The 25900-nt window shown below is 63.4% G+C and carries 24 protein-coding genes and 1 other RNA gene; 21 read left to right on the forward strand and 4 right to left on the reverse strand.

Going from position 1 to position 25900, the window contains the following annotated elements:
• Window positions 1-127 precede the first annotated feature (127 nt).
• From SCL_RS02600 to SCL_RS02610, 3 genes are all read left to right on the forward strand, one after another.
• Window positions 128-1327, forward strand: a complete 1200-nt coding sequence (locus SCL_RS02600; RefSeq protein WP_096359734.1) for a hypothetical protein — start codon at window positions 128-130, stop codon at window positions 1325-1327.
• 11 nt (window positions 1328-1338) lie between these two features.
• A complete protein-coding gene (locus SCL_RS02605) occupies window positions 1339-1773 on the forward strand; it encodes a type 2 periplasmic-binding domain-containing protein (protein ID WP_096359736.1) in 435 nt (144 codons plus the stop codon).
• Window positions 1774-2091: 318 nt separating this feature from the next.
• Window positions 2092-4071, forward strand: coding sequence for an AAA family ATPase (locus SCL_RS02610; RefSeq protein ID WP_096359737.1), 1980 nt, complete (start codon window positions 2092-2094; stop codon window positions 4069-4071).
• 26 nt (window positions 4072-4097) lie between these two features.
• On the opposite strand, the gene SCL_RS02615 is transcribed toward SCL_RS02610, so the two are convergent.
• The 4 genes from SCL_RS02615 to SCL_RS02630 form a co-directional block, all read right to left on the reverse strand.
• Entirely contained in the window at window positions 4098-4886 is a 789-nt protein-coding gene (locus SCL_RS02615) for an SEL1-like repeat protein (protein WP_096359738.1), read from the reverse strand.
• Between the two features lie 48 nt (window positions 4887-4934).
• On the reverse strand, window positions 4935-5927 hold the full coding sequence (locus SCL_RS14515) for a tetratricopeptide repeat protein (RefSeq protein ID WP_172425893.1): 993 nt from the start codon (window positions 5925-5927) through the stop codon (window positions 4935-4937).
• 422 nt (window positions 5928-6349) lie between these two features.
• Window positions 6350-6997, reverse strand: coding sequence for an adenylate kinase (locus SCL_RS02625; protein ID WP_096359740.1), 648 nt, complete (start codon window positions 6995-6997; stop codon window positions 6350-6352).
• Window positions 6998-7148: 151 nt separating this feature from the next.
• Window positions 7149-8246 (reverse strand): phosphotransferase enzyme family protein, encoded by a 1098-nt coding sequence (locus tag SCL_RS02630; RefSeq protein WP_096359741.1) that lies wholly within the window; start codon window positions 8244-8246, stop codon window positions 7149-7151.
• A 189-nt stretch (window positions 8247-8435) separates the two neighbouring features.
• Between SCL_RS02630 and SCL_RS02635 the strand changes: the two genes are divergently transcribed.
• The 18 genes from SCL_RS02635 to SCL_RS02720 all read left to right on the forward strand — a co-directional run bounded on the left by SCL_RS02635 (window position 8436) and on the right by SCL_RS02720 (window position 25900).
• A complete protein-coding gene (locus SCL_RS02635) occupies window positions 8436-9224 on the forward strand; it encodes a dienelactone hydrolase family protein (RefSeq protein WP_096359742.1) in 789 nt (262 codons plus the stop codon).
• Window positions 9225-9329: 105 nt separating this feature from the next.
• Entirely contained in the window at window positions 9330-9716 is a 387-nt protein-coding gene (locus tag SCL_RS13940) for a hypothetical protein (RefSeq protein WP_148664955.1), read from the forward strand.
• Window positions 9688-10233, forward strand: coding sequence for a 2OG-Fe(II) oxygenase (locus tag SCL_RS02645; RefSeq protein ID WP_148664956.1), 546 nt, complete (start codon window positions 9688-9690; stop codon window positions 10231-10233). Before SCL_RS13940 ends, SCL_RS02645 begins: the two co-directional genes overlap by 29 nt.
• A gap of 43 nt (window positions 10234-10276) precedes the next feature.
• An RNA gene (gene rnpB / locus SCL_RS02650) (RNase P RNA component class A) lies at window positions 10277-10635 on the forward strand.
• A gap of 273 nt (window positions 10636-10908) precedes the next feature.
• Window positions 10909-11373 carry a division/cell wall cluster transcriptional repressor MraZ gene (gene mraZ / locus SCL_RS02655; RefSeq protein ID WP_096359745.1) on the forward strand — a complete coding sequence of 155 codons (465 nt, stop codon included), beginning with the start codon at window positions 10909-10911 and terminating at the stop codon, window positions 11371-11373.
• 9 nt (window positions 11374-11382) lie between these two features.
• Complete coding sequence (gene rsmH / locus SCL_RS02660) at window positions 11383-12327, forward strand: 16S rRNA (cytosine(1402)-N(4))-methyltransferase RsmH (RefSeq protein ID WP_096359746.1); 945 nt, start codon at window positions 11383-11385, stop codon at window positions 12325-12327.
• Between the two features lie 45 nt (window positions 12328-12372).
• Window positions 12373-12651 (forward strand): cell division protein FtsL, encoded by a 279-nt coding sequence (gene ftsL / locus SCL_RS02665; RefSeq protein WP_096359748.1) that lies wholly within the window; start codon window positions 12373-12375, stop codon window positions 12649-12651.
• Entirely contained in the window at window positions 12648-14360 is a 1713-nt protein-coding gene (locus tag SCL_RS02670; RefSeq protein WP_096359750.1) for a peptidoglycan D,D-transpeptidase FtsI family protein, read from the forward strand. The genes ftsL and SCL_RS02670 overlap by 4 nt, the downstream gene beginning before the upstream one ends.
• A gap of 38 nt (window positions 14361-14398) precedes the next feature.
• Window positions 14399-15826 carry a UDP-N-acetylmuramoyl-L-alanyl-D-glutamate--2,6-diaminopimelate ligase gene (locus SCL_RS02675; protein ID WP_420823633.1) on the forward strand — a complete coding sequence of 476 codons (1428 nt, stop codon included), beginning with the start codon at window positions 14399-14401 and terminating at the stop codon, window positions 15824-15826.
• On the forward strand, window positions 15826-17193 hold the full coding sequence (locus SCL_RS02680) for a UDP-N-acetylmuramoyl-tripeptide--D-alanyl-D-alanine ligase (RefSeq protein WP_096359754.1): 1368 nt from the start codon (window positions 15826-15828) through the stop codon (window positions 17191-17193). The genes SCL_RS02675 and SCL_RS02680 overlap by 1 nt, the downstream gene beginning before the upstream one ends.
• The gene (gene mraY / locus SCL_RS02685) at window positions 17194-18276 is read left to right on the forward strand and encodes a phospho-N-acetylmuramoyl-pentapeptide-transferase (protein ID WP_096359756.1); all 1083 of its coding nucleotides are present in this window, start codon (window positions 17194-17196) and stop codon (window positions 18274-18276) included. It abuts the gene before it with no gap.
• A 19-nt stretch (window positions 18277-18295) separates the two neighbouring features.
• A complete protein-coding gene (gene murD / locus SCL_RS02690) occupies window positions 18296-19636 on the forward strand; it encodes a UDP-N-acetylmuramoyl-L-alanine--D-glutamate ligase (protein ID WP_197702681.1) in 1341 nt (446 codons plus the stop codon).
• Window positions 19636-20796 (forward strand): putative lipid II flippase FtsW, encoded by a 1161-nt coding sequence (gene ftsW, locus SCL_RS02695; RefSeq protein ID WP_096361807.1) that lies wholly within the window; start codon window positions 19636-19638, stop codon window positions 20794-20796. The genes murD and ftsW overlap by 1 nt, the downstream gene beginning before the upstream one ends.
• Window positions 20793-21866 carry an undecaprenyldiphospho-muramoylpentapeptide beta-N-acetylglucosaminyltransferase gene (gene murG / locus SCL_RS02700; RefSeq protein ID WP_096359760.1) on the forward strand — a complete coding sequence of 358 codons (1074 nt, stop codon included), beginning with the start codon at window positions 20793-20795 and terminating at the stop codon, window positions 21864-21866. The genes ftsW and murG overlap by 4 nt, the downstream gene beginning before the upstream one ends.
• A 15-nt stretch (window positions 21867-21881) precedes the next feature.
• Window positions 21882-23285 (forward strand): UDP-N-acetylmuramate--L-alanine ligase, encoded by a 1404-nt coding sequence (murC, locus tag SCL_RS02705; RefSeq protein ID WP_096359762.1) that lies wholly within the window; start codon window positions 21882-21884, stop codon window positions 23283-23285.
• A complete protein-coding gene (murB, locus tag SCL_RS02710; protein ID WP_096359765.1) occupies window positions 23285-24184 on the forward strand; it encodes a UDP-N-acetylmuramate dehydrogenase in 900 nt (299 codons plus the stop codon). Before murC ends, murB begins: the two co-directional genes overlap by 1 nt.
• Window positions 24181-25098, forward strand: coding sequence for a D-alanine--D-alanine ligase (locus tag SCL_RS02715; RefSeq protein WP_096359767.1), 918 nt, complete (start codon window positions 24181-24183; stop codon window positions 25096-25098). The genes murB and SCL_RS02715 overlap by 4 nt, the downstream gene beginning before the upstream one ends.
• A complete protein-coding gene (locus SCL_RS02720) occupies window positions 25085-25900 on the forward strand; it encodes a cell division protein FtsQ/DivIB (protein WP_096359769.1) in 816 nt (271 codons plus the stop codon). The genes SCL_RS02715 and SCL_RS02720 overlap by 14 nt, the downstream gene beginning before the upstream one ends.

A 25900-nucleotide genomic window follows, 5' to 3' on the forward strand; every position in this document is an offset into this window, starting at 1 on the left:
TAGGCCCATCAACTCCTCCCGGGACAGCGACGTCATGCGTGACCCCGATTTATGGAAAATCCCGTCAAACCAACTATATAAGAAGTGTCATTTAACGATTTCTCAAATTCCACTACGGACGACATTTATGCGCAAAAAAATACTGGGGTTATTGTGTTTCAGTCTGGCCTGGCAGGCCCTGCCCGCCGCGGCGGCCGGCGGACTTGAGGGCGTTTCCGTCAGCGGCTTCCTGACCGTGGGTACGACCTATGGCGACAAGCAGCTGCTGTCCACTACCGAGGCTGTGTCGCAGGATGCAACGATTGAAAACACGCCCGGCTTCACCGCCGATTCGCGCCTGGGCTTGCAGATATCGGCCAAGGTGAACGAGGACATCTCCATCACCGGACAGTTGCTGGCCAAGGCGCGCTCGGAGAACTCCAACGTCGAGGCCGATTGGGCGTTCATCAACTATCGATTGAGCGAACAGTTCAGTGTCCGCGCCGGTAAAATCAAATTCCCGACCTTCCTGATCTCGGACTATTACGAGGTCGGTTACGCCTATCCGTGGATCCGCCCGCCGCAGGAGGTGTACAGCTCCAATCCCATCACTACCCTGAACGGCGTGGACCTGCTGGCGCGCTTCCGCTTCGGCGACCTGTCGCTGCTGGTGCAGCCGTATTTCGGCGTGAGCCGCGGCGCCCAGGCACTGGTGCCGCAGGAAGCTGTAACCAACCCCGCGTATAGTCTTTGTTACAATGCCCAAACTGCCAGCTTTTACACATGCTTGCCGGGCACGCTGTTATACACCGACTTCACGGCCGATGCCCTGCGCGGTATTAACGTAAGTCTCAGCTCCGACATATTCACCGTTCGTGTCGGTACGTTGAAAACCAAGGTCAATGTCCCCGGCTTCAATGTGTTCCAGGACGACGTCAAATTTTCCAGCGCGGGCCTGAGCATGGATTGGCACAATGTCGTGCTTTATTCGGAGTATTTCGAACGCGACATTAAAGGGTTGGCGAATTCGGCCTTCCCCAACCAGAAAGGCTCGTATACCACGCTGGGTTACCGTATCGGCAAGTGGCTACCGCATTTCACTGCCGCACAGATCAAGGATAACGATAATCCGGTAGGCGCGACCTCGGGTATTCCGCTCGACCAGAAATCCAAGACGCTGGGATTGCGCCACGAGGTGGGCAGCGGCGCCGCCCTCAAGTTCGAGGTGCAGAAGGTGACTCCGAAGGACGGGACGCGCGGCCTGCTGATCGCCGCGCCGAGCGCGGCGCCCAAGGATCCGGGCAATGACGTGATGATCTACGGCATTTCGCTGGACGTCGTGTTCTAGGAGAGATCTAAATGAAAACACTAAAACAGGTTTGGGCGGCACTGCTCCTGCTGGTGCTCTGGGCGGGGTCGGTACCGGCCCACGCGGCGCTGGCGATCATCGTGCATCCGAGCAACAATCTGTCGGGCATATCGGCCGACGAGGCGGCGGACATCTACCTTGCCAAGGCCGGTGTATTCTCCAACGGCAAGCGCGCCATCCCGGTGGATCAGGCCGCCAGCAGCCCGGTGCGCAAGAAGTTCTACAGCGCGGTGATCAAGAAGGATGACTCTACACTCAAGGTGTACTGGTCGAAGCTGATGTTCACCGGCAAGGCCAACCCCCCGCGGGAGTTCGGCGACGATGCCGCGGTAAAAAGCTGGGTCGCGGGCAACCCCGACGCGATCGGTTATGTGGACGGAAAGTTCGTCGACAGCAGCGTCAAGGTGCTGCTTATCATTCCCTGATCTGAATATCCTTGAATCACAAAATAAAAAACCCGGCTATGCCGGGTTTTTTATTTTGGTCTTCCCGCCAGCATCGCCGCTGTTTTGCCTGGCATATCAAAGCACGAGGGATTCGGATTACAGAAAAAATTTGTTTAGAATTAACGGCTTGAATCGTCGTCCCGGGTCCGGCGATTGATTCGGCACGGCCAGTCCCGCAGAATGAATAAAAACATGACATAACCGGATGATGCCGATCCGGAACCGGCGGACACCGAAGGCGCACGCAGAGGCGCCGCCAAGGTCGCCGCACAATGAGGGTGAGGAGCCAAGCCGACCATGTATGAATCCTTCTACGGGTTGAAGGAAAAGCCGTTTTCCCTGCTGCCCGATCCGGCCTTTCTCTATCTGAGCCGTCAGCACGAAATGGCCATTACGCTGCTGGAGTACAGCCTGGAAAACCAGGCCGGCTTCTGCGTCATCACCGGCAAGGCCGGCACGGGCAAGACCACCCTGTTGCGCCGGCTGCTGAACCAGATCGGTGACGATGTCTCGATCGGTCTGATCACCAATACCCACCATTCCTTCGGCGAGTTGCAGCGCTGGATCCTGCATGCTTTCAGTCTCGACGATGGCGGCGACAACCGCGCCCGGCAGCACCAAATCTTTACCGATTACCTGATCGGACAGTATGCGAAGAACCGGCGCACCATGCTGATCATCGACGAGGCGCAGAACATGTCGGCCGCGGCGCTGGAAGAGCTGCGCATGCTGTCCAACATCAATTCCGAGAAGGACCTGCTGTTGCAGGTGATCCTGGTCGGCCAGCCGCCGTTGCGCGAGCTGTTGCGGCATCCGGAGCTGGAACAATTCGCACAGCGGGTGGCGGTGGATTACCACCTGGATGGCCTGAGCAGCGAGGAGACGCGTGGCTACATCCGCCATCGCCTGCGGGTCGCAGGCGGTGAGCACGAATTGTTCACCGACGATGCCTGCGAGGGAGTGTTCGTCCACAGCGGCGGCATCCCGCGGCTGATCAATCTCCTGTGCGATCTGGCGCTGGTCTATGCGTATGGCGGACAGGCGGCGGTCGTCACCGGAGAACTTGTCGAACAGGTCGTCAGCGAGCGCGAACAGCATGGTGCCTTGCCGGTGTTTGCCGCGGTCCCGGAAGCGCGGACGCGGCAACACCTGACGTTGAAGCAGGCGCCGGCGTCCATGGCAGTAAACATATCTGAGGCCGTGGTGACGCATGGTGCGCCTCGGCTTGTCGGCGAAGCCGGCCGAGTGCTGACGATGGAAGAAAAAGCAAGCGTCTCACGACCGGCAACGGATGCGAAAAAGACGCGTGTGCATGCTGTCAGGAGCGCTCCGGCCAGAGAGGATAAAAATCCCGGTGCGATGCTGGAACCTGGCGCGCCCGGGACGAACCCGGATATGGCGCCGCCGCCGGAGACCGCGGTGTCCGATACGGCGGAGATCAACCCGGCACCGGCCACGGTGCTCGACGCACCGCCCGTGGCAGACCGGCGCAAGGCAAACGAACCGTCAACCGCCCTGTCAGTGCCCGCGCCCGAGCCGGCGCGCCGTGCCGATGCCGGCAAGCGCACCAGGACTTGGCGTTACATCGCTGCAGGCGTATTCGTCTTTCTGATTTCCGCCACCGTGCTTGGTTGGCGTTTCCTTGATTGGACGCACCTGACGACGGCCGCTCCCGCGCAGACCTCGCCCGCGCACGTGACATCGATACGCCGGAATCCTGAACCGAAGCCGGTGGACGCGACACCGGTGAGCACATCATCCCCGGCATCCCGGTCTGTGCCGGATGCCTCGCTGACGCAGCTGGCGGTCGGCATTTCTGCCGTTCCCGGCAAGGATGCCGCCGAAGAAGCGAGGCTGAGGCAGATCCAGCGTGAACGCGACGCGGCTGTGGCCGTTGCCGAGGCTGCGACGCGCGAACGCGAATCTCTGCGGAATGCCGCGCTGGCGCGCGAACGCGTCCTGGCGCAGGAGCACGAGGCGGCGCTGGCGCGCGAGCGCGAACGGGCGAAGCAACTGACCAAAGCCGCGGAAATGGCGATTCTGCAGGCACACGAAGCGGAAGTGGCGGCAGAGGCGAAAGTCGCCGAACCCGCAGCGCCCGCGCTGAAAGTGAAGGTGGATGATACGCCGGCGACCCGGGCGACCGGCAGCGGAGCGGCGTCTCAGAATGCGAATATTGAAGTGGTTCCCGAACTCGGCGACGCCAAAGCGGCGGCTGCCTTTACCACCAATCCCTGCAAAGGCCCATCCGCGAGATTTCTCTCGACCTGTGAGTGAAGACGGCCGCCAACCCCGGCATCAGGTTACTGGCAGACAGAGGTGAATTTGGCTGTGGGCGTATTGCACGGATTGGCGCGGAATTCTTCCGAGCCCTTCTCGGCGCTTTTCGCGGTCGTTTCCTTCGATTTGTCCCTGGGCTGTCCGGACTGAACATCTTTCGCTGGCGGCGGAGACACGCTTGCCTTGGTAGTTTTGGCAGCCTCCTCGCTCGCCGCTTTGGCCGTGGCAGCGGCCGCCGCGGCCGCGGCGGCTTCAGCCTGACGGCGTTTCTGTTCTTCGGCAGCGGCGCGTTCACGCGCGGCCTTGGCGGCGGCCTCTTCGCGCGCGGCCTTGGCCGCGGCAGCAGCAGTTGCCTCAGCCTGACGGCGTTTCTGTTCTTCGGCGGCGGCGCGTTCACGCGCGGCCTTGGCGGCGGCCTCTTCGCGCGCGGCCTTGGCCGCGGCAGCAGCAGTTGCCTCAGCCTGACGGCGTTTCTGTTCTTCGGCGGCGCGCTCCTGTGCGAGGCTGTCTGACTCCTGTCTGGCCTTCTCCCAGTTGTCGAGTTTTTCGACCGCCGGCGCATAGCCCTGTTTGGCGGACTTGGTGTACCACAGATGGGCCATGCGCAGATTCTGGGGCGTGCCCACGCCTTGTTCGTACATTTGCGCGACCAGGAATTGAGCTTCGCGGTCGTTGTTCAATGCCGCGGTCAACTGGATGCCGAACCGGACCTCGGCGTCCTGTTCATTGCTGTTCGCGGCCTGGCTGAGGGCTGGCGCAGCAAGAAAGATCGCTGTCGCCAGGGCCATTACTGCTTTAAGTGTTCTGCTCATAAGTCACCCGTGTTCCTTTTGCTCATCTGCGTGACGGATGTTCCTGATCTATTCGCGCACGAATTGATAAGTCATTCTGCGGTCGTTCCGGGTGCAGCTGAGGGAATGTTCGTCGCGCAGGCGGCATTCCATCGCAACCCCCGGTTCCTGCCAGCCGGTTTTCACGGCCATGTCATTTATCTCGCTGGACATGCCATTCGGCGCGGCATGCGGCTTGCCGGCAACATGCACCACGTTGTAGACATAGCGCAGGTTGAACTTCGCTTCTTTGTTGTTGAAGCCGGAGATGACGGATTTGACGTTGTAGGTCAGCCCGGCATTGTCGACGTTGCGTGTCAGTTCCCCGGAAAAGCAGGTGATCTCGGTGTTGCTGCTCTGGAGGCAGGCGACGTTCGCGGAGGGCAGGTATTCCGCCTCTTCCTGGTTGCGTTTCCATTTTCCGGCGAGCAGCGCCTGTGTCACGTTGATATCGGGCTTCGGTGCTTCCACAACGGGCGCCGCCTTGGCCACGACGATCTCCGGCACCGGGGCCCGGGCTTCCTGTTTCGGTTCTTCCTTGCGCGCGGCGGGTTTCGCCGGCTTGGGAGGGCTGACATCAGCCGTCACGGCAACGGCCGTTACTTCCGGCGCCTTGGCCGGTTTCGGTTTGGGTTGGCTGGGGACAGGTGCCGGCGGTTTTTTTGCCGGCTCCTTTTTCACCGCCACCGGGGGCGGGGTTGGCGCCGGGGCGGACACCGCCGCGGCTGCCGGCGGTTCCACCTTCGCCGCCGCCTTGTCGCGCGCCTCGAGCTTCACCAGCGCCAGCGGGTAGTTCTGTTTGGCCGCCATTTCGTACCAGTAGTAGGCTTTTTCCATATCCTTCCCGGTACCCTTGCCGGTTTCGTAGCGCTGCGCCACCACGTATTGCGCCACTACGTCGCCCTCGTTGGCGAGCTTGAGATAGGAATCGAAGATGCCCTGCTGGACATCGTTGTTGTCGGCCGCGCTCACGCCCAGTGTGGCGGCGAAATAAAACAGAGTTATCGCAACGATTTGTCGCATGACAGGTAAACCTCTTAAATTAATGAACCGGTCCATATACCAATAATAGTCAGTCAGACTTCGGGCATGCCGGTCTGACGGGTGAATAGTTGCCACTCCGGCAGTATTAACGGCTTTCCCTTGGGGATATATGCAATATTGGTGCCGCCGCCGGCTTTTGCAGACCCGGGGTTCCCAGTGGATAAATCGGCTATAGAACCCGGTTTATAGGCAAAATCCGGGGGTTTTCGAGGGTTCTGCCGGGGCTTGACGGCGCAGCTCGCCTTGGTCACCCATGCCCCGGCGGCAGAGGGCGCGGCCCATGAGAAAAAATGCCAAAGTCTCGCTCGGGGTTGACCCGGTTCGGCAACGAACAAAGAAAAAGGCCGGTACGCATCCCGCCAGAGCGGCAGGTGCATACCGGCCTTTTCGGATTACTTAGATCAGGCGCGGAGTTTCTTTTTGATCGCGTCGATCACGGCCTCGCTCGAGGTGGCGCTGACCGTCAGCAGCATGCCTTCCTTGTCGTAGAAACCGATGAGCGGGGCGGTTTTCTTATTATAGGTATCGAGCCGGTGGCTGATGGCGGCCTCGGTCTCGTCCTCGCGCTGCACCACGGGGCTGCCGCACTTGTCACAGATGCCTTCCTTCTTGGGCGGCATGCTTTTGACGTTGTAGATCGCCTGGCACTTGGTATTCGAGCAGGTGCGGCGGGTGGTGAGGCGGTCGAGGATGACGTTGCGCGGTACGTCGATGTTGACCGCCATGTCGAGCTTGATGCCGAGTTTCACCAGCAGTTTTTTCAGGTCCTCGGCCTGGGGAATAGTGCGCGGAAAGCCGTCCAGCAGAAAGCCCTTTTTGCAATCGGGATCCTGCAGGCGTTTTTCCATGATGCCCATGATCAGTTCATCCGGCACCAGGTCGCCGCGGTCCATGTAGGCCTTGGCCTGCTTGCCGAGATCGGAGCCGGCCTGCACCGCGCCACGCAGGATGTCACCGGTGGAAATCTGCACCGAGCCGTCCAGCTGTGTCAGCTGTTTCGCGACCGTGCCCTTGCCCGCGCCCGGGGCGCCCAACAGAATCAACTTCATGGATTTTTCCTCTCTTGATTTGAGCCAATGATGAAACCGGAATCCGGCGGCGGCCCTGGCTGGCCCGGCCGCGAAGGGGCGCATTTTGCCCCCTAGTTGCGGTTCAGATCAACCTGAAAGTGGGGGCCGCGTGATTGCCGCTAAAATGCTGCTACTTGGAGGTCAGTCCGGCGATCAGGCCTTTCAGATCCCGCTCGCCGGCCTCGATGCCGGCCGTCAGCCGGAACTGGACCAGGGCGCGGTGCAGGTTCTGGCCGGGCCGGTCGGTCTTGAAATAGTGATCGCCTTCGAGATGATCGGTGAGAAAGCGCAGACCCAGCTCGAAAGGAACGAGGCGGATCGCTTCATACAAGTATTCACAGTCATGCCGTGTGAGAAAGTGCCGGGTTTCGGACAGGTAATTTTTCAGCAACGCGCGGGCGATATCCAGATCGAAGCGTACCGCGTCAAGATTCTGCGGTGATTCGCCGGCGGGGTTGGCGCAGGAGCGCAGGCAGTCGCCGATGTCATAATGAATCAGTCCCGGTTGCACGGTATCGAGATCGATCAGGCTGACCACCTTGCCGGTGCGGGTATCGAAAAGAAAATTATTGAGCTTGGTGTCGCCGTGGATGGGCCGCGTTACCAGTTTTCCTTCGCGCTGGGCCTGTTCCAGAGCGCGCGTCAGACTCCAACGCGTTTCCACAAACGACAGGGCGCGCACCAGCTCGCCGCTTGCGGCGGTGACGCGCGGCCGGGCCGAGGCGCGCAGAAAATTCGCAAAATAACCCGGCGCATCGTGAAAGCCGGGCAGGGTCCGGTGCAGCCGCGCGGGATCGAGATCGTGGATCAGGTCATGGAAACGGCCGAGCGCGGAACCGACTTCCCCGGCCTGGTCGATATCACGGATGGTATCGAGCGTGCGCGTATGTTCGATGAACTCCTGCGCGCGCCAGAACCCACCCTCGGCGTCGATGGCAAAATCCCTGTCGTCGCGGGCCGGCAGTATCCCGGGTAGCCGCAGCGTGCGCGTGCTGGCATTGCCGGTGGTGGCGCGCTGACGAATGTGTCCGCTCAGTACGCGCAGGTTTTCCATGATGCGCTCGGGATGCGGGAAGACGTGACGGTTGATCCGCTGCAGAATGAACTGGCGGTTGCGATCGACGGTCACGATAAAGGTATCGTTGATCAGCCCGTGACCATGCGGGCGGATGGCGCTTATTTTTGCGTCCGGAAGAAACTGGCCGGCAATGACTTGCTCAAGGGGCATGCGGGTAAGGTAAATGTTATCGACCGGTCCGATGATTGATTAATACGCTGGCCTGGCGTCGCCCGTACGCCGATTCCGGCGTTTGACGGGCAAGCCCGCGCGGCATTAGGCTGAGTCTAGCCTTTGGGCCGATTCTGCGAAATGTGCTCGAGGGCTTACGGAACAACAGCCAGGACAAGGAGACGAATCATGCGGAGATTGATATCAGCTGTTCTGATGGGTTTGGTCGGACTGGCCCCGGTACAGGCGGCGATCAAGGGAGAAGAGGTCGAATACAAGGCCGGCGACACGGCGCTCCGGGGTTATCTGGTTTATGACGACGCCGTGAAGGCCAGGCGCCCGGGCGTGCTGGTGGTGCATGAATGGTGGGGACACAACGAGCATGCGCGCAACAGCGCCCGCAAGCTCGCGGAGGCAGGTTACGTGGCACTGGCGCTTGATATGTACGGCGATGGCAAGCAGGCGAACCATCCTGACCAGGCCGGAAAATTTTCCGGCGAGGTGGGCAAGAATCTGCCGCTCATGAAATCGCGCTTCGAGGCCGGCATGAAGCTGTTGCGCAAGCAGGCGCAGGTTGACGACAAGCGCATGGCGGCGATCGGCTATTGTTTCGGCGGCAGTGTCGTGCTCCAGATGGCGCGCGAGGGCGAGAACCTTCGCGGCGTGGCGAGCTTTCACGGCGGACTGGCTACCGAACATCCGGCCAAGCCAGGCAAGGTCAAGGCCAAGGTGCTGGTGATGAACGGCGCGGAAGATCCTTTCGTGCCGGCAGAGCAGATTGCCGGCTTCAAGAAGGAAATGGAAAGTGCCAAGGTCGATTACAAGTTCGTGAACTATCCGGGTGCCAGGCACAGCTTCACCAACCCTGACGCGGACACCAATGGCGCCAAATTCAATCTGCCGCTTGCCTATAACGCCAAGGTTGATCAGGAGTCATGGGCCGAGCTGCAATCTTTTCTCAAACTTGTCTTTAAATAATTATGAGTTTTAACCACAGAGATCACAGAGAAACGCAATCTGTTTTTTATTTTACCTCTGTGTTCTCTGTGCCCCCTGTGGTTGATGATCATATCTATAATCTAAATGCGCTTCGCGACGGACCTGGTTTGCTGGAAATGCGGCGCTGCACTGGCAGCATTACCTATGCCTTTGAGTCGCGAGGCGGAATGTCCGAAGTGCCGCGCCTGGCTGCATAGTTGTCGCCTGTGCCATTTCCATAATCCGCGTCTGACGAGTCAGTGCGACGAAGAACGCGCTGAAGAAGTGCGTGACAAGGAGGGCGCGAATTTCTGCGACTGGTTCAGGCCTCGCCCCGAGGCGCACCGTCCGCGCGGCGGGGAGAAAACGCAAGCTGCCAAGGCGAGGCTTGATGATCTGTTTGGCGGCACACAAACCGCCAACACTAAGCCGGAATCGGCACGAGATAAACTGGGTGATCTTTTTGGGGCCGGTAAAAAACCCGGAAAGTAATGCAGGCTCATCGCTGTATCGAATCGGTGAGTGCCGGGATTGTGATGCGCTCAATGCCGCGCTGCTCGCGCGGATCAAGCTGTTGTCGCAGGACGAAATCGTGCGTCGCCACCATTATCTGGGCGGACGCTATGAAAATATTTATCTGAAGCTCGAGTCGGTTCCGGAACTGCGCGTGATCCTGGATCTGGCGACGGCGCAGGCGGCGCATCTCCTGAGCCGCCCGAAACAGCATCTGCGCCTGGGATGGTGGCTCAACATCATGCAACCCGGCGATATCACTTATCCGCATACTCACGATGAAGGCGATGAACTGCTTTCCGGTGTTTATTACATCGAGGCCCCGCCACGTTCCGGGAGACTGTTGCTGATGCAGGACGCGCAGCGCGCGGAAATTGAACCGCAAGCAGGAAGATTCGTGTATTTCGCGCCGGATGTAATACACGAAGTTACGCGCAACGAATCCGGCCATCCCCGGATATCCATTGGATTCAATCTCGGGCCGGCGCAGGCCTGAGGTTTTCGGAAATGAATCAACCATGACTGGTATAATGGCGACTGGAGTTGGCCAGACAGCCGCTGCCCAGCCACGTTCGCGTGGCCGGGTGGAGGAAAGTCCGGGCTCCGCAGGGCAGGGTGCCAGGTAACGCCTGGGCGGCGTGAGCCGATGGAAAGCGCCACAGAAAATATACCGCCGAAGTCCGCAAGGACTGGTAAGGGTGAAATGGTGCGGTAAGAGCGCACCGCGCGGGTGGCAACATCCCGTGGCAGGGCAAGCCCCACCCGGAGTAAGGCCAAATAGGGGAACGATAGTGCTGCCCGCACTGTTCCCGGGTAGGCCGCATGAGGCGTCTGGCGACAGGCGTCCCAGATGAATGGCTGTCCACGACAGAACCCGGCTTACCGGCCAACTCCTTTTTTCACATTAACTTAGTTGTTTAATTTTTTGTTTTTCCTCCAGTTTTTGGTTCAACTTCCTGCAACAAATGCAGTCGCTTTGGGTCGCAAAAGCGCGCCGCGGTGCTTTCGTCCCTAAAATTCCACCTTCCGTCACTAACTCACTGTCCTGAAAAGAAGAAATATCCGGGAAATGGCAATTTTGTCTTGACACCTCTCATTCCCGCTATCTATAGTGTCAATAAGTGGATAAATGTGGTTTTTTGTGGACGAGAGCGGGAAATAGCGGGGAAAAATGTTTCGCGGTGTCAACACATTGTCGCTCGACAGCAAGGGACGCATGGCGATCCCGACGCGCTATCGCGACCAGCTGGCGCGCAGCTGCAACGGTCAAATGGTGCTCACCGTCAACGCGCTCGACAGCGACCACTGCCTGCTGCTGTATCCGCAGCCGGAGTGGGAGGAGATCGAGCGCAAGATCATGAAGCTGTCGAGTTTCAACAAACAGACGCGCAAGTTGCAGCGCATGCTCGTGGGTCACGCCACCGAATGTGAAATGGATGGCAACGGCCGCATTCTGCTGCCGCCGCCGTTGCGCGAGTTTTCCGGGCTCAACAAGGAAGTGGTGCTGATCGGCCAGGGCAACAAATTCGAAATCTGGGACGACGGCATGTGGAACACGCGCCGCGGCGAATGGCTCAAGGACGAAGGCACGGGCGATGACAAGCTGCCGCCGGATCTCGAGTCGCTCTCGCTGTAGCAGGAAAACGTGAATGAACATCACCATGTTCCGGTATTGCTGGAGGAGGCATTGCAGGCTCTACAGGTGAAGGATGACGGAGTATATGTGGATGCCACTTACGGACGAGGCGGGCACGCGCAAAAAATTCTAGAAAAAATCGGCGAGCGGGGACGGCTGCTGATGTTCGACCGGGACCCGCGCGCCTGCGAGGACGCGCGCCGGCGTTTCGGCGCGGACGCACGCGTCAGCATCCAGCAAGCTCCGTTCTCGACGATTGGCCGGATGATTGAAGGCCTGGGCCTCGCGGGAAAAATCAACGGTATTCTGTTCGATCTCGGCGTATCCTCGCCACAGCTTGACGATCCCGGTCGTGGTTTCAGTTTTCGCGCCGAAGGCCCGCTCGACATGCGCATGGACCCGGGCAGCGGAGAGTCCGCCGCCGACTGGCTCAACCGTGCGGAGGAAAACGAGATCGTGCGCGTCCTGCGCGACTATGGCGAGGAACGTTTTGCCAGGCGTATCGCGCGCGCCATCCTGCGCGAACGTTCCATCGAACCGATTGCAACCACACGTCGTCTCGCCGAGATCGTCGCGCGCGCCGTGCCCGTTCGCGAGAAAAGCAAAGACCCGGCCACGCGCACCTTTCAGGCAATTCGGCTTCACGTCAACCGCGAACTCGAGGAATTGACGGCAGTGCTGCCGCAGACGGTGCCGGCGCTCGCCCCCGGCGGGCGTCTGGCGGTGATCAGTTTTCATTCGCTCGAAGACCGCCTGGTGAAGCATTTTATGCGCGTCGAGGCCAAGGGCCGGGAGCTGCCGCCCGGGCTGCCGGTGCGCCACGATCAGTTCCGCGCGCGCCTCAAAGTCATCGGCAAGGCGATCCGCGCCGGGGTCGTGGAAACGCAGCGCAACCCGCGCGCCCGCAGTGCCGTGCTGCGCGTGGCCGAGCGTACTGCGGAGGGAGCGGCATGAGACGCGGAGATGGCGACCGCACAGCTTTCACGGAGGCATCGCTCCATGTCTAGGCGCCTGGCGATCCTGTTTGCCGCGGTGATCGTGGTGTCGATGGCGGTGGTGGAGACGCGTCACGAAAGCCGCCAGCTGTTCGCGCGACTGCAGGCACAGCAGGCGGAACGGGACGCGCTCAACACCGAGTGGGGCAAATTGCTGCTCGAAGATGGCGCGTGGTCGCAGCATCGGCGCATCGAAACCATGGCGCGCAACCGCCTCGCCATGGACACGCCCGAGGCCGCGGACATCCGCGTCGTGCGGGTACTGCCGGATTCTGTGCCATGAGCCGCCACGCCAAAAGCCGCTACCCGGTACGCAACGCCATCGTGCTGTTGTTCTTCCTGAGCGGACTCGTGCTGCTGGCGGCGCGCGCCGTGTACCTGCAGGTGTTCAATTCCGATTTTCTCCAGGGCCAGGGCAATCAGCGGCACTCGCGCCTGGTCAAGGACAACTCGCACCGGGGCATGATCCTCGATCGTCACGGCTCGCCGCTCGCCGTCAGCACGCCGGTGGATTCGGTGTGGGCGCATCCGCCCACGCTGGCGGGCGAGCGGGGCAAGTGGGCACGGCTGGCGGCGTTGCTCGACATCAGTCCGCGCGAGTTCGCACAGCTGGTACGCAAGCACGAAGACCGCGAATTCATGTACCTCAAGCGGCATGCCACGCCGGCGCTGGCCGAACGCGTGATGGCGCTCAAGATCCCGGGTGTGGCATTGCAGCGCGAATACCGCCGTTATTACCCGCTCGGTTCCGTGGCCGGTCACGTGATCGGTTTCACCAATATCGATGACCAGGGACAGGAAGGTGTCGAGCTGGCCTATGACGCCTCCTTGCGCGCCGTGCCCGGCACCAAGCGCCTGCTGCGCGACCTGCAGGGGAACGCGGTCGAGGTGGCCGAGAGCGTGGTATTGCCCAAGCCGGGCCGGGACCTGGTGCTTTCCATCGACCGGCGCATCCAGTACCTCGCGTATCGTGAACTCAAGGCCGCGGTGATCGAGCATGGCGCGCGCGCCGGCAGCGCCGTGGTGCTGGATGCGAGCACCGGCGAAGTTCTGGCGCTGGTCAACGAGCCGGACTTCAATCCCAATAACCGCGCCGGCCTGCGTAACGGTGTTTTCCGCAATCGCGCCGTGACGGATCTCTTCGAGCCGGGCTCGACGATCAAGCCCTTCACCGTCGCGGTGGCGCTGGAAAGCGGGAAATATTCGCCCGGCAGCGTGATCGACACCACGCCGGGCACGTTGCGGGTCGGTGACCGCACGTTCCGCGATGTACACAACTACGGCGTGCTGACGGTCGCGGGCGTGATCGGGAAGTCGAGCAATGTCGGCATGTCCAAGATCGCGCTGGCGCTCGACAAGAAGAACATGTGGGAAATGCTGCGCCATGCCGGGTTCGGACAGTCCACCGGCGTGCAGCTGCCGGGTGAAGTGGCGGGGTTGCTCAATCCGTACTCGAAATGGGTTCCGGTCGATCAGGCGAGCATTTCCTTCGGCTACGGCATCTCGGTTACGCCGTTGCAGCTCGCGCGTGCCTATCTCGCGCTCGCCAACGACGGCATGGCACTGCCGTTGACGCTGCAACACGTCGAAACCGTGCCGGAGGGCGAACGCATCATGTCCGTCAAAACCGCGCGCCAGCTCCAGTCCATGCTGGAACTGGCCGTGAGCGATGCCGGTACCGGCCGGGCGGCACAGGTGGCGGATTATCGCGTGGCCGGCAAGACCGGCACGGTGCGCAAGCTCATGCCGGACGGATATTCCGAGGACAAATACGTCGCCTGGTTCGCCGGCTTCGCGCCCATCCATTCGCCGCGCCTGGTGATGGTGATCACGGTGGACGAACCGGCGGGTGCCTACTACGGCGGCGAAGTCGCCGCGCCGGTGTTCGGCCATGTGATGACCGGCGCGCTGCGCCTGCTTGATATCCCGCCGGATGCACCGCGCAAGGAAACGCGCATCCTGACCGTGAAAAGCGATCGGGTGACCGAATGACGCACCCGACGACGGATCTGCGTGAACTGCTCGAGGGGATGGCGCGCGTGCCGGGCGTGGCCAACCGCGGGGTGCGCGGCCTGCAAACCGACAGCCGGCGCGTGCAACCGGGCGATCTGTTCCTGGCGCTGCCGGGCATGCTGGCGGACGGCCGCGATTACATCGGCGATGCCGTGGCTTCGGGCGCCGGCGCGATCGCTTATGAAACCGACGATGGATATCTGCTGCGCGGCGCGCCGGTGCCGGCGTTCGGCGTTTCCGGCCTGCGCCACAAGATCGGCGTGATCGCGGACCGTTTTTACGGCGCGCCCTCGCGCCGGCTGGTGGTGGTCGGCGTTACCGGCACCAACGGCAAGACCACCTGTACGCAACTGCTGGCGCAGGCGCTGGATCAACCACCGAAGCGTTGCGCCGTGATCGGCACGCTCGGCAGCGGTTTCCCCGGCGCGCTCAATGCCTCGATCCACACCACGCCGGATGCCGTCACGGTGCAGCGCCTGCTGGGGGATTACCGCGACCTCGGCGCGGCGCACGTGGCCATGGAAGTCTCGTCGCACGCGCTCGAGCAGGGACGGGTGAACGGGGTGCGGTTCCATGTCGCGGTGTTCACCAATCTCACGCGCGACCATCTCGATTATCACGGCGACATGACGGCCTACGGCCAGGCCAAGGCGAAATTGTTCGCGCACGAAGGATTGAAATACGCCGTGATCAATCACGATGATGATTTCGGACGCCGGTTGCTGGCCGGGGTCGGCGCACCGGTGGCCTGCCTGAGCTACGGCATCGAGGGCGGCGACGTGCGCGCGCGCGAGGTGCGGCCTTCGTCCGAGGGGCTGTGGTTGCGTATCCAGACGCCTCATGGCGAGACCGAACTTCGCAGCCCGCTTATCGGGCACTTCAACGTGTACAACCTGCTGGCGGTGCTGGCGACCCTGCTGGCCCTGGGAGTGGAGCTGCGCGATGCCGCCGCGCGCCTGACGCGGGCGCAGGCGCCGGCTGGCCGCGCCGAGCGTTTCGGCGGCGCCAGGGGTCTGCCGCTGGTGGTGGTGGATTATGCGCACACACCGGACGCGCTGGAAAAAATCCTGACCGCCCTGCGCGAACACACGCGCGGAAAACTCTGGTGCGTTTTCGGCTGCGGCGGCGACCGTGACCGCGGCAAGCGCCCGGTGATGGGCGAAATCGCCGAGCGCCTGGCGGACACGGTGTTGCTGACCGACGATAACCCGCGGCATGAATCGGGCGACGCCATCATCGCCGACATCGTCGGCGGCATGCGCGCCGCGCCGCGCATCATCCGCGATCGCCGCAACGCGATCGCGACGGCGATCGGGGGCGCGACGGAAGGCGACATCGTACTCATCGCCGGCAAGGGTCACGAGGATTACCAGCAGGTAGGCGATGAGCGCCGGCCATACAGTGATCGCGACACCGTGCGAACATTACTGGGGGAAGCCGCGTGATGTCGCTCGCGATTCTCGCCGACGTACTCAAATGCCCGCACCACGGGTCGGACGCCGTGTTCACCGGCGTGTGCCACGACACGCGCAGTCTGCAGCCAGGCGATCTGTACGTCGCGATCAAGGGCGAACGCTTTGACGGGCACAATTTCCTGGCCGAGGCCATCAGCGCGGGGGCGGTAGGTGCCCTGCTGGCGCGTGACATGGAGACGCCGCTGCCCTACGTGCGCGTGCCGAACACGCGGCTGGCGCTCGGAAATCTCGGTGCGTTCTGGCGCAACCAGTTCCAGATTCCGGTCATCGCCGTCACCGGCAGCAACGGCAAGACCACGGTCAAGGAAATGATCGGCGCGATCCTGGGCGAGACCGGCCCCGGCTGCGTCACGCGCGGCAATCTCAACAACGACATCGGCGTGCCGCTCACGCTCACGCGCATGCGCGCCAGCGACCGCTACGCCGTGATCGAGATGGGCATGAACCATTTCGGCGAGATCGAATATCTTTCGCGCCTGACGCGCCCGACGGTGGCGCTCATCACCAACGCCGGCGAGGCGCATCTGGCGGGCGTCGGTTCGCTCGAGGGCGTGGCGCGGGCCAAGGGCGAGATTTTCACCGGCCTGCGCACGGCCGGCACCGCGGTGCTTAACGCCGACGACCCGTATTTTCCGTACTGGAAGACGCTGGTGGCCACGCGCAAGCACCTGACTTTCGGCCTGGAAGCCGGGGCCGACGTGAGCGCGGAATACCGGCTCACCGACAACGGCAGTCTCATGCATCTCAAAACCACCACTCATGGAGACATCGACATGCGCGTACCCCTGTTGGGCCGACACAATGTCATGAACGCCCTGGCGGGCGCGGGCGCGGCGATCGCGGCCGGCGCCTCGCTCGAGCAGGTCAAGTCCGGGCTCGAAAAACTCAAGACGGTTTCCGGCCGTCTCGAGGTGAAGCGCGGCATCAGCGGCGCGCGCATCATCGACGACACCTACAACGCCAACCCTGCTTCAGTGGCGGCGGGACTGCAGGTGCTCCGGGAATTCAAGGGCGAACGCGTACTGGTGCTGGGCGACATGGGCGAGCTCGGGCCGTCCGCCGCCGACATTCATTTCCGCGTCGGCGAGCTGGCCGGCCGCCTCGGCATCCAGCGCCTTTTCGCCATCGGCGAACTGGCGCGTATCGCTGTCGGCGCCTTCGGCAAGGGCGCGCGGCATTTTGACAGCCACGAGGCACTGATCGAGGCGCTGCAGGACTGTCTGCACGCGGACATGACGGTGCTGGTGAAAGGGTCGCGCCTGATGCGCATGGAGCGGATCGTCGCCGGCATCACCAGGCCGTCGCCGGCCGTCACCGAAAACGGGGGGAGCCGCTAAGTGCTCTATTATCTTTTCGAATCACTGTCGCGGGACTTCACGTTTTTCAACGTGTTCCGTTACATCACGCTGCGCGGCATCCTGGGCGTGCTGACGGCGCTGCTGATCAGTTTCTGGATCGGGCCGGCGATGATCCGGCTCCTCGGCGTGCGCCAGTTGGGACAAACCGTGCGCAAGGATGGTCCCCAGAGCCATCTCTCCAAGGCTGGCACGCCGACCATGGGCGGGGCGATGATCCTCGTCGCCATCGCCATCTCCACCCTGTTGTGGGCGGATCTGTCGAACCGCTTCGTGCTGGCGGTGCTGTTCGCCACCGCTTCCTTCGGCGCCATCGGCTGGGTCGATGACTACAAGAAGATCATCAACAAGGATCCGCGCGGCATCGGTGCCAGGGCCAAGTTTTTCTGGCAGACGGTTTCCGGCCTGGCGGTCGCGTTGTTCCTCTACTACAGCGCCAAAAGCCCCGCCGACACCGCGCTCATCCTGCCGCTGTTCAAGAACGTCATCATCGACCTGGGTCCGGTTTACATCCTGCTGGCCTATCTGGTGATCGTGGGCAGCAGCAATGCCGTGAACCTGACCGACGGGCTGGATGGCCTGGCGATCATGCCGACGGTCATGGTGGCGGCGGCGCTGGGCATCTTTGCCTACGTCATGGGCCATCTCAAGTTTTCCGCCTATCTCGGTTTCCCGTACATCGCCGGCGCCGGCGAGATGCTGATTATCTGCGGCGCCATCGTTGGCGCCGGCCTCGGATTCCTGTGGTTCAACACCTATCCCGCCATGGTGTTCATGGGCGACATCGGCGCGCTGGCGCTGGGTGCGGCGCTCGGCACGATAGCGGTGTCGGTGCGCCAGGAAATCGTGCTGTTCATCATGGGCGGCGTGTTCGTGATGGAAACGGTGTCGGTGATGCTGCAAGTGGTCTCGTTCAAGCTCACCGGCAAACGCATCTTCCGCATGGCGCCGCTGCATCACCATTTTGAACTGAAAGGCTGGCCCGAACCGCGCGTGATCGTGCGTTTCTGGATCATCTCGCTGATCCTGGTGCTGGTTGGATTGGCCACATTGAAGATTCGATAGGAACGTGATGGCCGGGGCAATGAAAAAGACGGAGACAAAACGCGCGCTGGTGGTGGGCCTCGGGCTCACCGGTATTTCCTGCGTGCGTCATCTGGTTGCGCGCGGTTATGACGTCACGGTGGCGGACACGCGCGAACAACCGCCGAAGCTGGAGGAGCTGCGGCGCGAGTTTCCGCGGGTGACGGCGCACACCGGCGGCCTGCCCGCGGCGCTGCTCGAGGACCCGGGCCTGCTGGTGGTCAGTCCCGGCGTGTCGGTCAAGGAGGCCGGGATCGCGCGCGCGGTGGAACGCGGCGCCGAAGTCGCCGGCGACATCGAGCTGTTCGCGCGCGAGGCGACCGCCCCGGTCATCGCCATCACCGGCGCCAACGGCAAGAGTACGGTGACGGCGCTGGCCGGCGAGATGTGCCGGCAGGCGGGCCTTGAGACCGCCGTCGGCGGCAACATCGGCGTGCCGGCGTTGTCGCTGCTGGCGGACCCCGAACCGGACGTCTACGTGCTCGAACTGTCGAGTTTCCAGCTCGAGACGACGGCGAGTCTCAATGCGCGCGCCGCCACGGTGCTCAACATCACGCCGGATCACATGGACCGTTACCACGACATCGACGAATACGCCGGGGCCAAGGCGCGCATCTTCCGCGGCAACGGCACCATGGTGCTCAACACCGACGACCCCCGGGTGATGCGCATGCGTGAACCGGGCCGGCGCCTGGCCGGATTCGGGCTCGGCCGGCCGCTGGCGGCGCAGGACTATGGCCTCGATGAAGTCAACGGCGAGACCTGGCTGGTGCATGGCAAGCAGCCGCTCATGCCCGCGCGCGAGGTGCCGCTCGCCGGCCGGCACAACCTGGCGAACGTGCTCGCGGCCATGGCGCTGGCCGAGGCCGTCGGTGTCACGCCCGAAGCGGCCTGTGCCGCCGTGCGTGCGTTCAAGGGGCTGGAGCACCGCACCCAGCTGGTGGCCGAGCATCGGGGTGTGCGCTGGTATGACGATTCCAAGGGAACCAACGTCGGCGCCACGGTGGCGGCCCTGAACGGCATGACTGCGCCGGTGATTCTCATCGCCGGTGGTGACGGCAAGGGCCAGGATTTCAGCGATCTGAAACCGGCCTGCGCCCGTCACGCGCGCGCCGTGGTGCTGATCGGGCGCGATGCGCCGCAGATCGAGGCCGCGCTCGACCGGGCGGTGCCGGTGCATTACGCGAAAGACATGCATGATGCCGTGCATATCGCCAAAGGACTGGCGCAAGCGAAAGATGTGGTGCTGCTGTCGCCGGCCTGCGCCAGCTTCGACATGTTCCGCAATTATGAACACCGCGCCGAAGTTTTTCGTCAGGCCGTGCAAGAGGTAACGACATGATGGCTGCGGTCATGACAGGCGACGTGCGCGCGGCCGGCCGGGCCCGGCCGGCGTGGGATCCGTGGCTGCTGGGCAGCACCTTCGTGCTGCTCGCCACCGGCGTGATCATGGTGTATTCGGCGTCGGTCGCCTACGCCGATCGCGAGATGAACAACAGCGTCTATTTCCTCATCCGGCACGCGTCCTCCGCCATCCTGGGCCTGGCGCTCATGGCGTTCACGATGCGCACGCGCGTGCGCTGGTGGGAAAAGGCCGGTCCGTATCTGCTGCTGATCGGCATCGTCGCGTTGTCCGTGGTGCTGCTGCCGGGCATCGGCGCGCACGTCAACGGAAGCTCGCGCTGGATCCGGCTCGGCATCTTCAACGTGCAACCGTCGGAGTTCATGAAACTCTTCGCTGTGGTGTACGTCGCGGGCTACCTGGTGCGCAAACAGGAGGCGCTCAGGAATTTCACCCAGGGCATTGTCATGGTCAGTCTCGTGGTGGCGGTGATCGGTGCGTTGCTGCTGATGGAGCCCGACCTGGGTTCGCTGGTGGTCATCACCGTGACGGTGTTCGCCATGCTGTTTCTCGGGGGCGTGCGTTTCTGGCACTTCATGATGGTGCTCGGTGCCGGCGTCGGCAGCATGGTGCTGCTCACGATCGTCTCGCCGTATCGCATGGCGCGTGCGACGAGCTTCATGGACCCGTTCGCCGATCCCTTCAATACCGGCTTTCAGCTGGTGCAGGCGCTGATCGCCTTCGGGCGCGGCGAATGGTTCGGCGTGGGACTGGGCGCCAGCGTGCAGAAGCTGTTTTATCTGCCGGCGGCGCACACCGATTTCGTGTTCGCCGTAATGGCCGAGGAACTCGGGCTGCTGGCCGTGCTCGGCATGATGGTGGTGTTCGGCATCGTCCTGGTGCGCGCCTTCGCCATCGCGCGCCAGGCGGAGGCCGCGGGACAGATCTACGGTGCGCGTCTGGCGCAGGGCATCGGGCTGCTGCTCGGCGGCCAGGGCATGATCAACATGGGCGTGAACATGGGCCTGCTCCCGACCAAGGGGCTGACACTGCCGTTCGTAAGCTATGGCGGTTCCAGCATGCTGGTGAGCTGCATCGCCATGGGCCTGCTGCTCCTGATCGGGCGTGAGGCGCGTGGCGGTAATTGGGGGAATCAATGAGTCGCGTGCTGATCATGGCGGGCGGTACCGGCGGGCATGTGTTCCCGGGGCTGGCCGTGGCGCGCCGGCTGCTGGAGAAGCGCGTGCAGGTCGTGTGGCTGGGCACGCGCCGGGGGCTGGAGGCGCATGCGGTGCCGGCCTCGGGGCTGGCCATCGACATGGAGTGGCTCAACATCCAGGGCGTGCGGCGCAAGGGCTGGCTGCGCTGGCTGCAGTTTCCGTTCACGCTTGCGTATGCCATGGCGCAGGCGTTCCGCGTGTTGCGTCGCCGCAAGCCGGACGCGGTGCTGTCCCTGGGCGGGTTCGTCGCGGGGCCTGGCGGCCTGATGGCGTGGTTGACGCGCACGCCGCTGCTGATCCACGAACAGAACGCGATTCCCGGCATGACTAACAAGTGGCTGGCGCCGCTCGCCGATCAGGTGCTGAGCGGTTTTCCCAATGCCTTCGGGCGGCACGTGGTGGCGCGCCCCGTGGGCAATCCGGTGCGCGACGAGATCGCCGCGTTGCCGCCGCCCGAGGAAAGGCTGAAGGATCGTCGCGGACGCCTGCGGCTGCTGGTCGTCGGCGGCAGTTTGGGCGCCAGGATTTTCAACGATGTCATGCCCGACGCGGTGCACGAACTGTCCGCTGACTTGCGACCGGAAATCTGGCATCAGTGCGGGCGCGGCAATGCCGAGGTCGTACAGCGCGCCTACGGCGACGTGCCGGCCAAGGTGACGGAATTCATCGACGACATGGCGCAGGCCTATGCCTGGGCCGACGTGGTGCTGTGCCGCGCCGGGGCCATGACCGTTGCCGAGCTCGCCGCTTCGGGCTCGGCGGCGATCCTGGTTCCCTATCTCTATGCGGTAGACGATCACCAGACTGCCAACGCGCGCTTTCTGTCCGAGCGCAATGCCGCGGTGCTGGTGCCGACGGCGGAATTCAACAACGCCCGTTTGTGCGAATTGCTCGCCGGATTTTCCGGCAACCGCGAACTCCTGTTAAAGATGGCGCAGGCGGCGCGGCATCTGGCCGTGACCGATGCCGCCGAAACCGTGGCGACGTTATGCCTGGAGGCGGCGACATGAGCCGGGGAGTGCCGCATGCGTGACCGAGTGAAACGGGTGCATTTCGTCGGCATCGGCGGCGCTGGCATGTGCGGCATCGCCGAGGTGCTGCACAACCTGCAATTCGAGGTATCCGGCTCGGACGTGCGTGAGTCGCCCAACACCCGGCGTCTTGCGTCGCTCGGTGCGAAGGTCACCATCGGTCACGATCCGCAACTGATTAACGCTGTGGATGTGGTGGTGGTGTCGTCGGCGGTGGACGACACCAACCCGGAGGTGCGCGCGGCGCGCGCCGCCCGGATACCGGTGATCCCGCGCGCGGAAATGCTGGGCGAGCTGATGCGCCTGCAACGCGGCATCGCCATCGCCGGCACCCACGGCAAGACCACGACCACCAGCCTGATCGCCAGCTGCCTGGCCGAGGGCGGGCTCGACCCGACCTTCGTGATCGGCGGCCGCCTCAACAGCGCCGGCACCCATGCGCGCCTCGGACGCGGGCAGTATCTGGTGGCGGAGGCCGACGAGAGCGACGCGTCGTTTCTGCATCTGGCGCCGTTCATGGCGGTGGTGACCAACATCGACGCCGATCACATGGCCACCTACGGCGGCGATTTCAACCGCCTCAAGCAGGCATTCGTCGATTTTTTGCAGCAACTGCCGTTCTACGGCCTGGCGGTGTTGTGTCTCGACGACCCGGTGGTGCGCGAGATCCTTCCGCGCGTGCACCGCCCGGTGCTGACTTATGGCACGAGTCCCGAGGCCGATCTGCGCGCGGTGAATATCCGCCAGCAGGAAACCCGCATGCATTTCACCGCCGAGCTGCGCGACCGGAAGAGCTGGTTGCCGGTCGAGCTCAACCTGCCGGGACATCACAGCGTGCTGAACGCGCTCGCGGCCATCGGCATCGCGCACGAGCTGGGCGTGGACGAGAAAGCGATCGGCCGCGCCTTGTCGGGTTTCGGCGGCATCGGCCGGCGCTTCCAGATCAACGGACAGGTCAGGCTGAACGGCGGAGACATCATATTGGTTGACGACTACGCGCATCACCCGCGCGAGATCGCCGCCACGGTCGCGGCCGCGCGCGCCAGCTGGCCGCAGCGCCGCCTGGTCGTGGTGTTCCAGCCGCATCGCTACACGCGTACGCATGACCTGCTGGACGATTTCAGCACCGTGCTGGCCGGACTCGACATGCTGATCGTCACCGAAGTCTATGCCGCGGGCGAAAAGCCGGTCAGCGGCGCCGACGGCCGCGCCCTGTGCCGCGCCATTCGCGCGCGCGGCAAGGTCGATCCGGTTTTCCTGGAGGACGTGAACACGCTGCCGCAGGCGCTGGCCGATGTGCTGCGCGGCAACGATGTGCTGCTCACCCTGGGGGCGGGCTCCATCGGCGGCGTTGCCGCCGCACTGCCGCAGACGCTCAGCAAGAGAGGAAAGGCATGATGCCGGCGAAATCCAGCACAAGCCTGCGCGGACGGCTGCTCCTGGATGAGCCGATGTCGCGCCACACCAGCTGGCGCGTCGGCGGGCCGGCCGACCGGCTGTACATCCCGGCGGACCTGGACGATCTCGCGGCGTTTCTGGCGTCGCTGCCGGCAGAGGAAGCGCTGCACTGGGTGGGCCTGGGCAGCAATCTGCTGGTGCGCGACGGCGGCGTGCGCGGCACGGTGATCATGACCAGTGGCGCCCTGAACGGCCTGGGCGTGCTGCGCCCCGGCGTGGTGCGCGCCGAGGCCGGCGTGGCCGGCGCCAAGGTGGCGCGGTTCTGCGCCGAGCGCGAGCTGGTGGGCGCGGAATTCCTGGCCGGCATTCCCGGCACCGTCGGCGGCGCGCTGGCCATGAACGCCGGTGCCTTCGGCGGCGAGACCTGGAGGATCGTTGAGGCGGTGGAGACCATCGACCGTCACGGCCAACGCCGCACGCGCCCGCCGGCGGATTACCAGATCGCTTATCGCAAGGTCAGCGGCCCCCGGGGCGAATGGTTTGTCGCCGCGCATTTCCGGCTCGCGAGCGGCGATACATCTCAGGGTAAGACACTTATCAAAACCCTGCTGGCCAAGCGTGGCGCCACCCAGCCGACGCAACTGCCGAATGCCGGCTCGGTGTTCAAGAACCCCGCGGGCGATCACGCCGCGCGCCTGATCGAGGCCAGCGGACTGAAGGGCAAGTGTGAGGGCAAGGCCTGTGTCTCCGAACTGCACGCAAATTTCATCGTCAACCAGGGTGGCGCCACTGCCGCCGAGATCGAGCGCCTGATCGCGCGGATCCAGGCCACGGTGGAAAACCTGCACGGGATCAGGCTCGAGACCGAGGTGCGTGTCATCGGTGAGGCCAAGCCATGAGCAGAAATTTCGGCAAGGTGGCGGTATTGATGGGCGGCCCTTCCGCCGAGCGCGAGGTGTCGCTCAAGAGCGGCAATGCCGTGCTCGCGGCCCTGAAGCGCAAGGGGGTCGATGCGCATGGCTTCGACGCCGATAAATCCACCCTGCGCCAGCTGGAAGACGGGAAATTCGAACGCGTGTTCATCGTGCTGCACGGACGCTGGGGCGAGGACGGCGTGATCCAGGGCGCGCTCGAAGTGCTCGACATTCCCTATACCGGCAGCGGCGTGCTCGGCTCGGCGCTCGGCATGGACAAGCTCAGAACCAAATATCTCTGGTCCGCCGCCGGCATTCCGACGCCGGAATACGCCGTGCTGGAAGCCGGGACCGATTTCGACAAGGTCGCTGCAAAACTTGGTCTGCCGGTGTTCGTGAAACCGGTGCGTGAAGGATCGAGCCTCGGCGTGAGCAAGGCCAGGACGGTGGCCGAACTGAAGGCGGCCTGGAAGAGCGCGGCCAAATACGACGATCAGGTCATCGCCGAGCGCTTCATCGACGGCGCCGAGATCACCTGCGGGATTCTCGGCGATCAGGCCTTGCCGCTGATCAGGATCGAGACCGATCGGGAATTCTACGACTACGAAGCGAAGTACATCCTCGATACCACGCGCTATCTCTGCCCCTGCGGCCTGCCCGCGGACCAGGAGCGCGCCATCCAGGCGCTGGCGCAACGCGCATTCGCCGCGCTCGGTTGCAGCGGCTGGGGCCGGGTGGATTTCATGCTCGACAAGGACGGGCGCGCGTACGCGCTCGAGGTCAACACGGTACCGGGCATGACGGATCACAGCCTGGTGCCCAAGGCGGCGCAGCAGGCGGGCATGAATTTCGATGAACTGGTTTTGAAAATACTGGAGACGGCGGATGTCGAGCGCTGACACGACACGCACAAAGAATGAAGAAGGCATCAGCCTGTTCAGGGCGGCGGTGCTGCTGTTCGTGCTGTTGTCAGGGCTGCTGGCGCTGGCCTTCGGCGCCGACTGGTTGTTGCGCACCGACAATTTTCCGGTGCGGCAGGTGCGCTTCGAGGGCGAATTCAGGCACGTGACACAGCCGGAGCTGGAAGCCGCCGTGGTCAAGGCCGTGCAGGGAAATTTTTTCCTGCTCAACCTGGACGCGGTGAAGGCGCGCGTGGAAGCGCTGCCCTGGGTCTACACGGCCTCGGTGCGGCGCCAGTGGCCGCAGGACGTGTACGTGCGGTTCACGGAGCAGCAGCTGGCCGCGCGCTGGGGCGATGGCGCCTTTCTCAACCAGGCCGGCGACGTGGTGCGCGTGACGCTGAACGACCCGGTGCCGGAACTCCCGCGGCTGGAGGGTCCCGAAGGAACCGGGCCGCAGGTACTCGAACATTTCAGGAAGCTCGGCCAGATCCTGGCGGTGGTCGGTCTGGAGCTGGAGCGGGTTTCGCTGACGCCACGGCGTGTCTGGCATCTGGAACTCAAGGACGGAATGGTCATTGTGCTGGACCGGGACCAGCCGGAATACAAGCTGGAGCGGTTTGCGCGGGTGTATGCGCAATCGCTGCGGGACCAGCCCGCGAAAATCGCCCAGGTGGACCTGCGCTATGCCAATGGCTTTGCGGTGCAGACGGCCGGGGTGCGGGCCGCCGCTCATCGGGAAGCGCCGGGGCGCCTGGGTGCCACCGGCACAGGAAGGACAGGAGCAGCCAAGAAGGGGTAA

The organism is Sulfuricaulis limicola (assembly GCF_002355735.1).
Lineage (GTDB): Bacteria > Pseudomonadota > Gammaproteobacteria > Acidiferrobacterales > Sulfurifustaceae > Sulfuricaulis > Sulfuricaulis limicola.